12 protein-coding genes are annotated in these 12,407 nt (G+C 74.2%); 3 read left to right on the top strand and 9 right to left on the bottom strand.

Going from position 1 to position 12,407, the window contains the following annotated elements:
- Nucleotides 1-3: 3 nt before the first annotated feature.
- From AC3ANS_RS18275 to AC3ANS_RS18250, 6 genes are read right to left on the bottom strand one after another with little or no spacing between them, the layout of a single operon-like run.
- Entirely contained in the window at nt 4-1,623 is a 1,620-nt protein-coding gene (locus AC3ANS_RS18275) for a hypothetical protein (RefSeq protein ID WP_488293003.1), read from the bottom strand.
- Nucleotides 1,620-2,363 (bottom strand): polysaccharide deacetylase family protein, encoded by a 744-nt coding sequence (locus AC3ANS_RS18270; RefSeq protein WP_488293002.1) that lies wholly within the window; start codon nt 2,361-2,363, stop codon nt 1,620-1,622. The genes AC3ANS_RS18275 and AC3ANS_RS18270 overlap by 4 nt, the downstream gene beginning before the upstream one ends.
- Nucleotides 2,360-3,982, bottom strand: a complete 1,623-nt coding sequence (locus AC3ANS_RS18265; protein WP_488293001.1) for a GtrA family protein — start codon at nt 3,980-3,982, stop codon at nt 2,360-2,362. The genes AC3ANS_RS18270 and AC3ANS_RS18265 overlap by 4 nt, the downstream gene beginning before the upstream one ends.
- On the bottom strand, nt 3,979-4,845 hold the full coding sequence (locus tag AC3ANS_RS18260; RefSeq protein WP_488293000.1) for a PIG-L family deacetylase: 867 nt from the start codon (nt 4,843-4,845) through the stop codon (nt 3,979-3,981). Before AC3ANS_RS18260 ends, AC3ANS_RS18265 begins: the two co-directional genes overlap by 4 nt.
- The gene (locus AC3ANS_RS18255) at nt 4,842-5,981 is read right to left on the bottom strand and encodes a glycosyltransferase family 4 protein (protein WP_488292999.1); all 1,140 of its coding nucleotides are present in this window, start codon (nt 5,979-5,981) and stop codon (nt 4,842-4,844) included. The genes AC3ANS_RS18260 and AC3ANS_RS18255 overlap by 4 nt, the downstream gene beginning before the upstream one ends.
- On the bottom strand, nt 5,981-7,054 hold the full coding sequence (locus AC3ANS_RS18250) for a lysylphosphatidylglycerol synthase transmembrane domain-containing protein (protein ID WP_488292998.1): 1,074 nt from the start codon (nt 7,052-7,054) through the stop codon (nt 5,981-5,983). The genes AC3ANS_RS18255 and AC3ANS_RS18250 overlap by 1 nt, the downstream gene beginning before the upstream one ends.
- 79 nt (nt 7,055-7,133) lie before the next feature.
- Between AC3ANS_RS18250 and AC3ANS_RS18245 the strand changes: the two genes are divergently transcribed.
- From AC3ANS_RS18245 to AC3ANS_RS18235, 3 genes are read left to right on the top strand one after another with little or no spacing between them, the layout of a single operon-like run.
- Nucleotides 7,134-8,258 carry a phosphatase PAP2 family protein gene (locus tag AC3ANS_RS18245; protein ID WP_488292997.1) on the top strand — a complete coding sequence of 375 codons (1,125 nt, stop codon included), beginning with the start codon at nt 7,134-7,136 and terminating at the stop codon, nt 8,256-8,258.
- Nucleotides 8,259-8,262: 4 nt separating this feature from the next.
- Nucleotides 8,263-8,922 (top strand): response regulator transcription factor, encoded by a 660-nt coding sequence (locus AC3ANS_RS18240; RefSeq protein WP_488292996.1) that lies wholly within the window; start codon nt 8,263-8,265, stop codon nt 8,920-8,922.
- Complete coding sequence (locus AC3ANS_RS18235; RefSeq protein WP_488292995.1) at nt 8,919-10,232, top strand: HAMP domain-containing sensor histidine kinase; 1,314 nt, start codon at nt 8,919-8,921, stop codon at nt 10,230-10,232. Before AC3ANS_RS18240 ends, AC3ANS_RS18235 begins: the two co-directional genes overlap by 4 nt.
- A 96-nt stretch (nt 10,233-10,328) precedes the next feature.
- Here AC3ANS_RS18235 and AC3ANS_RS18230 read toward each other — a convergent pair whose 3' ends face one another.
- The 3 genes from AC3ANS_RS18230 to AC3ANS_RS18220 are packed head-to-tail and all read right to left on the bottom strand — an operon-like array spanning nt 10,329 to nt 12,400.
- Nucleotides 10,329-11,078, bottom strand: a complete 750-nt coding sequence (locus tag AC3ANS_RS18230; RefSeq protein ID WP_488292994.1) for an ABC transporter permease — start codon at nt 11,076-11,078, stop codon at nt 10,329-10,331.
- A 53-nt stretch (nt 11,079-11,131) separates the two neighbouring features.
- The gene (locus tag AC3ANS_RS18225) at nt 11,132-11,572 is read right to left on the bottom strand and encodes a hypothetical protein (RefSeq protein ID WP_488292993.1); all 441 of its coding nucleotides are present in this window, start codon (nt 11,570-11,572) and stop codon (nt 11,132-11,134) included.
- Between the two features lie 33 nt (nt 11,573-11,605).
- Nucleotides 11,606-12,400 (bottom strand): COG4705 family protein, encoded by a 795-nt coding sequence (locus tag AC3ANS_RS18220; protein WP_488292992.1) that lies wholly within the window; start codon nt 12,398-12,400, stop codon nt 11,606-11,608.
- Nucleotides 12,401-12,407 lie beyond the last annotated feature (7 nt).

Genomic DNA, 12,407 nt, shown 5'->3' with positions numbered 1-12,407 from the left:
CGGTCAGGCGTTGCCGGTCCGGCGCCGCACGGGGTGGCGCCGGGGTTGCGGCGCCGGGTGCCGCAACCGGTAGATGTAGTAGTCGCCGTCGACGTGGACCAGGCGGTACTTCCGGTCGAACACCGGCTGGGCCCGGGTGGCGTCGACACCCCACGTGGCGAGTGAGGAACCGTCCACGACCGCCCACGTCGGTGGGGTCGGTCCGGTGATCACCGCGCTGAACTCCGCGAGGTGCGGGTCGAGCACCCGCACCGGCAGGCTCCACAGCTGTGGGTAGGGACTGCTCAGGCCGGCCGACTCCAGGATGGCCGGGTTCCCGAACGCGACGACGCCGGTGTCACCGGGCCGGGCGTGCGCCTCCAGGAACTGCGCGACCTCGACGCTCGGGCTGTCGCTCCGCCCACCGACGGCGATGCCCCCGGCCGAGACGAGCCCCGCGACGACGGCGTAGGCGAGCCCGGCCGCGACCCACCGGCTCCGCGCCGGCACGTGGTTGGCGACGGCAGCCGACGCCAGGACCAGGCCGGGGATCAGGCCGATCAGGTAGTGGAGCCAGTAGCTGCCGCCCGACGCGGCGGCCACGGCCTCCCAGGCGAGCACCACCCCGGCAAGCAGGCGCAGGTCGGGTCGCGAGGGGCGCGCGCGTGTTCCGGAGGCCAGCCGCCACCGGCGGATCCGCGGCACCAGGGCGAGCAGGATGACCGCCAGGGCACCGCTGGTGAGGAACGAGACCACGAGGGTCTCGGCCCGGGCGGGCGTGTTCGCGCTCGCCTCGGTCGAGATCACCGCGGCCGCGTCGGCCCGGAACACCACCACCGCGCGCCACAGCTCCACCGGGCCCGTGCCGCGCGACGCCGCCCAGGTGAGCACGGAGCCGAGCACCGCGCCGGCGCCGAGCGTGTACGCCGCCGCCGCCCGGACCGCCACGCTGCTCCCGGAGCGGACCAGCAGCCACACGATCACGGTCGCGGCCAGCACGAACCCGTCGAGCATGCTCTGCTTCACCAGCACGGCGGCCATCGCGGTCGCGCCCGCGAGCGCCCACCACGGACCCGACGCCCGCAGCCACCCCTGTCGTGGGGGCCTGGGGCGCAGGGCGACCAGGACGCCGATCGTGCTCGCGAACAGGAACGGGAGGGCCAGCAGCTCGCCGTCGACCTCGCCGGCGCCGAGCAGCGGCGAGGTCGTGAAGACCGCGGCCGTCGCTGCCGCCAGGGCCGGTGCCCAGCGCGAGGAGGGCGCGGCCAGCGCGCCGATCCGGCCGGCGAGCAGCACCGAGACCATCACGGCCACGAGCCCGAGGACCCGCAGCGCGACCATGCCGCCCCCGAGGTGGGCGAGCTGGAACATCCCGATCAGGAGCGGTGGCCGGTCGACCCAGTAGTTGCCGTAGAGCGAGTCTCCGGGCGACCACTGCGAGGCCACCATCAAGAAGCCGCCCTCGTCGGAGGACAACGGCCGGCCGATGCCGGGCAGGACCAGGAGCCCGGCACCGAGCGCCAAGACGACCACTGCTCGCGGACCCCGGACCAGCGCCCGGACCGGACCCGGCACGCGGCCGAGCCCGGACAACCGGTCCGGCTCGGGGTGCCGAGCCGGTTGCTGGAGCAGGGGACCGCTCATGTGGTCGCCGGGTCGCTCCGGTGGGTGTCCCCGTGGTCGAGACCGAGGCCGCCGTGGTCGGAGCTGTCGTCGAGGTGGTGGTCGCGCAGCGGCCCCACGTCGGCGCCGGTCGCGGCCCACCGGGTGAGCAGGAGCTCGCTCGCGGCCAGGGTGCGGCGCCACGAGCCGGGCGCCGAGGTCCGGTCGGTGTCGTGCAGCAGCACGGTCCCGCCGGGGCGCAGGGTTCGCTCGAGCGAGGTCACGATGCGGCTCGGGGTCGCGCGGCGCTCCCAGTCGCGGCCCCACGCCGACCACAGCACGGTCCGCAGGCCGGCTGCCTGCGCGGCTGCCAGCGCTGCAGGACTCAGCACGCCGTAGGGCGGTCGGTACCACCTCACGGCCTCGCCGGAGAGGTCCTCCACGATGGCCACGGTACGCCGCACCTGGTCGGCCAGAACGCTCGCGCGGGTCCGCAGGACGCACCGGTGGTCCCAGCCGTGGACGCCGATCTCGTGCCCGGCCTCCACCATCTCCCGGAGCAGCCAGCGGTGCTGGTCGGCGTGCTCCCCGAGCACGAAGAACGTGGCGCGCTGGCCGGTCCGGTCCAGCAGCCGCAGGAAGTGCGGGGTCGTGGCCTGGTCCGGTCCGTCGTCGTAGGTCAGCGCGATGTGCCGTGTGGGGCTGATGCCGGCCAGCGCGGGGCTGAGCCGTCGGCGCAGCGGCCCGATGCCCGCCACGGCCACGTCCACCCCGGTGCTCATCGGTCGACCTCCAGGACCGCCGCCGGGTGCCATGCCGTACCCCGAGCCGCGCCCCGTCCGGTGACCCGTCCTGCGACCTGTTCCGTGACCCGGGTCGTGGCCAGGGCCGTGACGAGGTCGGGTGCCGTGCACGGGGGGAGCGAGCCGCGGGTGGTGCCCAGGACGGCCCGGGCCAGCACCAGGGGCAGCTCGTCCTCGTCGCGCGCCCACGGCACCAGCCCGGCGGCCTCGAGCGCGGCGGCGTTGGTCTCCCCGTGCCCGGGAAGGCACCGGTAGCTGAGCACCGGGACCCCCGATCCCAGCGCCTCCAGGCTCGTGAACCCGCCGGCGTTCTGCACGACGCAGTCGCTGGCGCGGAGCAGGTCGGGCATGTCGTCGCGCCACCCGAGTGCCACCACGCCGGGGTGGCCATCCAGGCGGCCGCGCAGGGTCGTGTTGGTGCCGCAGACGACGACCGGCAGGGCCAGCCCGGTGGCGGCGATGTCGAGGGCCGCCTGCTCGAGGTCACCGACCCCGAGGGAGCCGCCGACCACCAGGGCGAGGTCGGCGTCCACCGGCAGCCCGAGCCGGACGCGCAGCTCTTCAGTGGTCTCGACGGCCGGGCGGGTGCACGAGCTCGGCAGCAGCGGTGCGACCACGGTCGTCGTCCCGCCGAGCTCACGGGCCTGGACCGCGGTGACCTCGTGCAGGGCGAGGTGGAGATCGACGCGGGGGTGGACCCAGAGCGGGTGCACCGAGGCGTCGGTGAGGTAGGTGACGACCGGAACGCCGAGGCGGCCGGTCGCACGCAACCGGCCCAGCGCCTGGCTCGCGAACGGGTGGGTGGCGATCACCAGGTCCGTGCCGGTGACACACGCCCGGATCTGCCGCGCCGGCAGCGCCACGATGCGGGTGGCCACCCGGTGGGCGAGCCGGCCGGGCCGCAGCCGCCGCAGCAGGAAGCCCCACGTCCCGGGCACGGTCTGCAGCTGCGTGAAGTAGGCCCGGCGCAGCAGCCGGCCCAGGCCGACGGGGAAGAGGTCGACGACGTCCCACCGGCGTACGACGTGTCCGGCCGCGACCAGGCGCTCGGCGATCTCGTGGGCGGCCGCGTCGTGACCGGCACCGTAGCTCCCCGAGATCACGTCGACGGTGAGGCGCTCCCCGGCCGTGAGCAACGCGCGTGGCGACGCATCGGCCCGGTCGACAGTCCGGTCGGCGAAGACGAAGCGCCGGTAGGACCAGAAGCGGAAGGCCGTGCCGAGGGCGAGACCCACGACGTTCGCCGAGATGTTGTCGGCCAGCCGGCTGGTCAGGCCCAGCAGGTCGTGGCTGACGACGAGGGCGACGACCGAGAACCCCAGGCCGATCAGGTTGAACAGCACGAAGAGCGCGACCTCGCGCCCCCGGTCACTCGCCCGGTCCCGCCAGGTGAGCAGGCGGTTGCCGAGGTAGGTGACCACCATGGCGACCGCGACGGCCAGCACCTTGGCTCCGGTCGGCGAGACCTGGCCGCGCAGGACGTTGAAGGCCAGGACGTCCACGACGTACCCGGTCCCGCCGACGGCCAGGAAGCTGAGCACCTCGCGGCTCGGCAGCACCCGGGCGAGGCCGGCGGATCGGGGCCGGGTGATGGTCATGGTCGGAGACTCGCGCGCGGCACCTGCCAGCTACCTGACTGCTCGCCCGTCGCCCGAGGACGCCGCAGGCTCGCGAAGACGTCGTCCTCCAGAGGGCCGCCCGGGGGCCGGCCGACCTCGCGGAACCACTCCCGGCCGAGCACCCGGCGGGCCAGCGGCCGCGGGAGCGCGAGCAGGACCGCCAGGGTCCGCGGCCGGTCGCCGCCGGTGGTCTGGGTCGCGTGCGCGCGCAAGGACGCGAGCTTGGCGTCCAGGTGTGCACGTACGTCGACCTCGTGGGTGAGGTCGGCGCGGGCGGTGTAGATCCCGGCGGTGTCGGGCAGGGCGGGCAGCGAGGCGATGCGGGAGAGCCGGCGCAGCAGGCCGAGGAGCCGCTCGATCAGGGCCCGGTCGAGCGTGGCCTCCAGCAGCACCGGGGTGCCGGCGAGCTCGGCGGCACGGCGCCCGACCCGGTGCACCTGGACGTGGTCGGGGTGGCCGTAGCCCCCGGCCGGGTCGTAGCTGGTGAGCACGTCGGCCCGCTCCTCGCGCAGGATCGCGGCCAGCCGCCCGGCGGCCTCCTCGACGTCGACCTCGCAGTACGGCGTCCCCGCGTGACCGGAGTCGCCACCGGAGTCGGCGTAGCCGAGCACCTCGACCCGGGAGACGCCGAGTGCCTGCGCGGAGACCTCCAGCTCGCGGACCCGCCGGGCCCCGAGCGAGGCGTCCGCGGTCGATGCCAGGCCGGCCTCGCCGGCCGTGGCCACGACCAGCACCACCCGATGGCCGTCGGCGGCCGCCCGCGCGAGCGTGCCGCCGGTCAGCAGGGCCTCGTCGTCGGGGTGGGCGTGGAACGAGACCAGCGTGAACGGTCCGGTGCTCATGGCGCACCCACTGCAACCAGGCGGGTCAGCCGTGCGCGACTCGGCGACATGGCCGCGGCATAGACCGCGTCGGTGCGCACGAGCGCCTGGGCCCAGTCGTGACGGGGCGGCACGATCGCGTTGTGGTGCGCGATCCGGTCCCGCAGCGACCGGTCGGCGACCAGCCGGGTGACGTGGGCGGCCAGTGCCCGGTCGGTCGGGCCCAGCAGCCCCTCGGTGCCGTGACCGACGAACTCCACGACCCCGCTGTGCGAGCTGGCCACCACGGGCAGCCCGGAGGCGCGGGCCTCGAGGGCGGCGATGCCGAAGGACTCCAGCTCCGCCGGCGCGAGGAACACGGCCGCGCCGGTGAGCTCCTGCCGGATCGCGGACCGGTCGATGCGCCCCCGGAGCTCGACCCAGTCGTTCATCCGGTGCCGCCGCAGGTACCTCGCCAGGGCCGGGCGCTGCGGGCCGTCCCCGATGACCACGGCGCGCAGCGGGAGCTCGTCCGGGAGCCGGCGGCGCACGTCGCGGAGGATCGCGGCGAGGGGGAGGGTGCGCTTGGTGCGCGTCAGCCGCATGACGCTGACCACGGTGGGCGTCGAGCTCAGCGCAGGGAGACCGTGCGGCCGCCAGTCGTCGACGTCGATCGCGTTGGGCAGCACGTGGACCGGGACGCCGGGGCCGAGCATCGCCCGCAGCGGTGCCGCCGCGGGCTCGCTGACCGCCGACCACGTCAGCGGCCAGGAGCCCAGGCGCAGCAGGGCATGGGCGGTCGCGGGCAGCGGACCGAGCCGGGACCACATCGAGTGCACCGTGACCAGGGTGGCGACCCCCGACATCGACGCTCGTCGGGCGGCGGTCGTCGCGAACGGGGAGAACACCGAGACGTGCACGTGCACGACGTCGGGTGCGAGATCGGCGATGATCCGCCGCAGCGCGGCGTCGGCCCGGGTCAGTCCGGTCACCAGACCGTTGCCGGCGTCGATGCGGTGCACCCACGGGTCGTCGGCGGCGTCGGACCCGGCCGCCGTCGTGGTCGCGACGTGGGCGTCGTGGCCGGCGGCGCGCTGGTGGCGCACCAGGTCGCGGAGGTGGATCTCGATCCCGCCGAGACGGGGGAGGTAGCAGTCGCTGACGTGCAGGACGCGCATCAGAGCCTCGGCTCCGGCGCCGGTTCCGCTGCCGGACCGCGATGCAGCTGCCACAGCCACACCGCGAGGCCCACGCCACCGACCGGGATCTCGAGGCCGTAGGTCAGCGCCCGGTAGAGCAGCACCCCGGCGACCACGCCCGCCGGCGTCCCCCCGAACGCCAGCAGGGCGCCGGTGAGCCCGACCTCGACGACGCCGGCGCCGCCGGGCGTGAGCCCGGCCAGAGTCAGCAGCCGCTCGACGGCGAACCCGCCGAGCACCGCCGCCGGCGCGAGCCCGGAGCCGGTGGCGGCCAGGCACGACCACATCAGCGCGAACAGCAGCGCGGTGTAGAGCACCATCCCGAGGCTGAGCCTCGGCCAGCGGGTCCGGACCAGCGCGCTGCAGCGCTCCTGCAGACCGACGAGCGCCTGGCCCGGCCGGACCCGCCGCGAGGAGCGGACCGCCCGGAGGGCGCCGTTGCTCACCCGGTCGAGCAGCCTCCCGGCGTACGCCGCCGTCGCGGGGCGGGCGAGCACGGCCAGCACCGTCGCGCAGCCCGCTGCCAGGACCGTGGCCCCCAGCAGTGCCGGCCCCAGGGTTCTCCCGAGCGACACGCTCGTGGCGAGGGCGACGACCGGGACGGCCGCCAGCGGCAGCGCGAGCTTGACCAGGACGTCCCAGATGTTGGTGACCACCGTGTAGGCGGCGAACTCCTCCGAGGCGAAGCCCCAGTGGCGGACCATCCGGTGGTTGACGGCGATGCCGGCCGCCCCGCCGAGGGGCAGCACGTTCGCGACGGCGCTCCCGGTCAGGCTCAGGGTCAGGGCCCGGCGGTGCGTGAGCGTCGGGAGCGCGGCGGTCAACGTGATCGTGTGGGAGAGCAGGCCCAGCCCCCACAGCACCACCAGGGCGGCCAGCTCGACCGCAGGCACGCCGGAGACCACCGACCAGGTGCTGGCCCACGGGACGCCGGTGGCCGTCGGGAGGACCAGCGCCAGCAGGACCACGGCCAGGCCGCCGCCGAGCACCCAGCGGGCGCGTGCCACCAGGCTGCGGCTGCCGATGTCGAGTCCCACGGTCGTCGTGCTCACGAGCCCAGGGTCGGATGAGCTGCCTGCACGCCACCTGACTGCATCCTGGACCCCGGTCAGGTGGGTTGCAGGTTCGCCCGTGGAGGCTCGTGAGGTGCTCGCCTCCCTGCCCTCCGTGCCGTACGTCGCGGGCGCCCCCGCCGGGAACGACGGGTCCGTGGACCGCGAGCCCGACCACGGCTGGCTGGTCCGGCTCGGCCTGGTCGCCCTCGCGTTCGCCGGCGTCGCGCTGTGGCGCTCGTGGGCGGTCGGGATCCCGGTGCGCGACCCGGGCGGGGAGATCCTGCGCACGCGGGTCGCGATCACCGCGGGGGTCTTCGTGGTGCTGGTCGTCGTCGACGCGGTCCGCCGCGCCGGTCGCGGCCGGCGCCGGCCGGGGCTCGTGCTGGAGATCGTGCGGCAGCGGTGGCCGGCGCGGCGGCTGCTGGTGGCGGCGGGCTGCCTGCTCGCCTACCACCTGGTCTACGCGAGCTACCACAACCTCAAGAGCTGGGACGTCCTGAACGCCCCGCGCGACGGCGCGCTGACCCGGGTCGACCAGGCGCTGTTCCTCGGACACTCGCCAGCGGTCCTGCTGCACGACCTGCTCGGGCAGCACTGGTCGGCGTACGTCCTGGTCGCGGTCTACGAGTCGTTCCCGACGCTGATGTCCGTGGCGTTCGTGGCAGCGGTCGTGTTCGCCGACCGGCTGCGCGACGGGGTCGTCTTCCTGGCCTCGGCGAGCTGGATCTGGATCCTCGGAGTGGGCACGTACTACCTCGTCCCCTCGCTCGGCCCGTTCAGCGACCGGCCGCAGGACTTCGCGAGCCTGCCCCACACGATCGTGACGACCACCCAGGCGACGTACCTCGCGCAGCGGACCCACCTGCTGGCCGATCCGTCAGCCCATGATGCGTTCGCGCAGGTCTCGGCGTTCGCCAGCCTGCACGTCGGGGTCACCACGGTGATCGTGCTGATGGCCGCCTACTACCGGCTGCGGCGTACGACCATCGCTCTCACCTGCTACCTGGCGCTGACGATGGTGGCCACGGTCTACCTGGGGTGGCACTTCGTGGTCGACGACCTCGCCGGTCTCGCGATCGGCGCGGCGGCCGTCGGGCTCGGGGTGCTGACGGTCTACCCGCCCTGGCGTAGTCCCCGTGTCGTTCAGGATGATGGCAGGTACGCCGAGCGAGGCTCCGAGCAACCGTCGAGGAGGAGGTGACCCGATGCTGATCGGAGTGTGCGAGGACGACGCGTCGATCCGCCGCCTGCTCGGGGAGGCCCTGCGGTTCGCCGGGCACGAGACGATCATGGCGCACGACGGGGGCGAGGCGCTGCGTCGCTTCGGCGCCGACAGCGCCATCGACGTGATGGTCCTCGACATCGGGCTGCCCGACTCCGACGGCCGCGACGTCTGCCAGGCGCTGCGCTCGGCGGGGCAGAACGCGCCGGTGCTCTTCCTGACCGCGCTCGGGGCGACCCACGAGCGGCTGGCGGGGTTCGGGGCCGGGGGCGACGACTACGTCGCGAAGCCGTTCGAGCTCAAGGAGCTCATCGCGCGCCTCGAGGCCCTCGGCCGGCGCGGGCGTCCCCCGCTGGTCACCACCTCCGGACTCGAGCTCGACCCGGCGCGCCACACGGTGCGGACCGGCGCGGGCGAGGTGCTTCTGACGCCGACGGAGTTCCGGATGCTGGCCGCGATCACGTCGCGCCCCGACGAGGTGGTTCGGCGGCGTAGCGTGATCGCCGCAGCCTGGCCGGAAGGAGCCGTCGTGGCGGAGAACACCGTGGACTCCTTCATGCGCCGCATCCGCACCAAGCTGGACTCGATCGGCTCACCGGTCTCGATCGAGACGGTCCGCGGCGTGGGGTTCCGCCTCCGGTGATCCGGCCGCGCCCGCTGCGGTCCTTCCGCGGGCAGCTCGTCGTGCTCACCGCCGGCAGCACCGCCGTCGCGATGGTGCTGCTCACGGTCGTGGTGCAGATCGTGCTCGCGTGGATCACCGGCAACGACGTCGACCGGGTCCTGCAGGACCGCGCGGAGGCCGTGACCAGCTCCGCCACCACGGGAGCCGGCGGCCGGGTCGCCGTACCGGATGGCCAGCTCGATGCCGGCATCGCCGTCTACGACGACCGGGGGGACCTGGTGGCGGGCGTACCACCCGTGAGCCTGCGCGACCCTTACTCCGAGCTCAGCACGGCGGAGTCGACGACCCTGCGCTCCTACGGCGAGCACGGGCGGATCCTGGCCGAGCCGTTCGTGACCGCCGACGGTGCGGCGGGTGTGGTCGTCCTCAACGAGCGGCTGGAGCCCTACGAGGAGGCCGAGCGCCTGGCCCTGATCGTCTCGCTGCTGACGGGCGTGCTGACGACGGTGGCGGCCGCCGCCATCGCGGCCTGGGCCACCCGGCGGGCGCTGGCGCCGGTCGCGGTGATGGCGGAGACCGCCACCGAGTGGAGCGAGCACGACCTGAGCCGGCGCTTCGACCTGGGCCCGCCCGACAACGAGCTCAGCGCGCTCGCGGGAACGCTCGACCAGCTGCTGGAGAAGGTCGCCTCGGCGATCCGCTCCGAGCAGCGGCTGACCTCCGAGCTCGCCCACGAGCTGCGGACGCCGCTGACCACCATCCAGGGGATGGCCGACCTGATCCTGCTGCGGGACACCCTCTCCGACGACGCGCACAACGACCTGGAGGAGATTGCGGCGGCCGGCCGGCGGATGGCCGCGACGATCACCGCGCTGCTCGACCTCGCCCGCAGCGAGGCCCAGATCGTGGCGGGCACGCACTGCCAGCTGCGTGAGGTGCTCGACGACGTCGCCGACCACGTCGGCACCGGACCCGTCGAGCTCGTCGTGGACGCGGCCGAGCTCGGCCTCGGCGTCCCGCATGACCTCGCGGTCCGGGCGATCAGCCCTGTGGTCGAGAACGCGCTGCGGTTCGCGCGCACCCGGGTCACGCTTGGCGCGGCCGCCGTTCCCGGCGCCGTGGAGGTCCGGGTCGACGACGACGGGCCCGGGATCGCGGCGGCCGACGCGGAGCGCATCTTCGAGCCGGGCGTCACCTCGGGGAGCGGCCCGGGTGCCGGGCTCGGCCTGGCCATCGCTCGCCGGATCGCCCGCACCCTGGGCGGCGACGTCGTGGTGGGGTCGAGCCCGGGGGTCACGCGGGTCGTGGTCCGGCTGCCGCGCGGCTGACGGCGCCCCGGGGCGCAGGTTTCCCCGGGTACCCGGGGAAACCGCCACTTCTCGGGTGAAGCTTCGGCCGACAAGTGCAGGCTTTCCCCCTCGCCATCATGTCCGGACGGTCAAGAGGTAGGGCGTCCGACCGGCGATCCGGGTGACCATGATGCTCGTCACGGTCATCGCCAGGCCGATACCGGCGAGCACCACCAGCTGGAACTCCGCGGCCCCGGCCGGCCCGGCGCCACCGAACAGTGCGCCCACGAAGGCCCCCGGCAGGGTCACCAGCCCGGTCGACTTCGTCTGGTCGAGCGTGGGCAGCAGCGACTCGCGCACCGCCTCCCGGCCGATCTCCTCGTGCGCCCGCGCCGGGGTCGCGCCCAGGGACAGCCACGCCTCGATCTCGTCGCGCCGTGCGGTCGCACCGCGCAGGAAGTTGCGCCCGGCCAGCGTGGCGGCGCTCATCGCGTTGCCGATCACGATGCCCGCGACCGCGACGAGGTAGCGCACCTCCAGGTCCACGAGCTGCAGCGCGAACACCGTGACGAGCGTCAGGGTCGCGCCGGCGAGCACACCGGCCACGGCGGCCCGCCGCCCGTGCCAGAGCTCCGCCAACCGGCGTACCGCCGTCCAGGACGCGGTCGTGAGCATCAGCACCAGGAACAACACAACGGTCCACGGCACGGCGAGGATGCCGCGCAGCAGGAGCGCGACGACGCTGAGCTGCACGACCGCGCGGGTCAGCGCCCACAGCGGGAACAGCCCCAGACCCACGCCCGCCCACCGGGCCAGCCCGACCGTGAGTGCGACGAGGACGAGCAGCCCGAGCCCGAAGCCCAGGTAGTGCCCGGCATCTCCCATGGCGCCATTGTCTCCGCGGTGCCGCCGGCGCCGAGGTCGGGTCGCCGGCGGGGTCAGCCGACCGGGTCCGGCCCGACGACCGTCACGGGGATGCCGAGGTGTGCCAGCCGGTGCTCTAGGTCCTGGTGCAGCACCGACGCCATGTGGTGAGCCGGCAGGGGCGCCAGCATGATCTCGTCGACGGGCTCGCTGTAGACCGTCTCTTCGACGGCGTCCATCGGGTCGTGGCGCACCGAGACGGACCCGATGATGGGGCCACCGGCCGCCTCCTCGAGCTCGGGGAGCGCTCGCCGCAGGACCTGCTCGGCCTCGGCCGCCTTGTCGTGGCGCTCGGGGTGGAGCAGGTGCAGCTCCGCGCGAGCCGGGTTCAGCACGACGAGGCGGAACTGGACGTCCCCGCTCCCGGCGCGGGTCCGCAGGGCGGCGACGAGTCCTGGGGTCGGGTCGGCCTTGTCGGTCACGACGAGGATCCGGTGGGTGCGCAGCTCCGGCATGGCAGGACCTTTCGAGGGCGGGTGGGTGGGGGGTCAGTGCTCGGCGATGTGCGCGCGCTCGGTCCGGTCCTTGTCGGTGATCGTCAGGTAGACGACGACGGCGAGGATCGTCCCGAGGAACAGCAGGCTCGTGCCGAACGTGCCGAGGCCGAGGCCGCCCTCGGAGCGGTCCGAGGCCAGGTAGTCGCCGATGTTGGCGCCCAGCGGGCGGGTCAGGATGTAGGCCAGCCAGAACGACAGCACCGGTCCGGCGCCCAGGCGCCAGGCCACCAGCACCGCGAGGATCAGCCCCAGCGGCAGCATGATCGAGGCACCCGGCGACCAGCCGGTCAGCTCGAGGGTCCAGTCGCCGGTCGCCGTACCCAGCGCGAACGTGACCAGGACGGTCAGCCAGTAGAACGCCTCGCGCGGGGTCGTGACGATCGAGTGGATCGACAGCGTCCGCTCCCGGGCGTACCAGATGCCGAACACGACGGCGAGCAGCACCGAGAACACCGTCGTGCTGATCCACAGCGGTACGCCGCGCGCGTCGGTCAGGTTGTCGGTCAGCAGCGTGCCCACCACGCTGATCAGCACCACCGCCAGCCAGTACACCGACGGGACGTAGCGGTTGAGCCGGAACTGCAGCACCAGCGCGACGACCAGCGCCGCCGAGAACACCAGGGTGGTGTTGGTCAGGCCGAAGCCCAGGGTCTCGTTGATGTAGTCGGCGAAGCTCTCCCCGACGGTGGTGCACAGGATCTTGATGATCCAGAAGTACACGGTCACCTCGGGGACCTTGTTGAGCATCAGCCGGCCACGGGTCTGCACCTGGGAAGTCGTCGTCATGGCGGCC

Source organism: Nocardia sp. 149-1B, from assembly GCF_057747975.1.
This window is presented reverse-complemented; position numbering and strand designations above follow the sequence as displayed.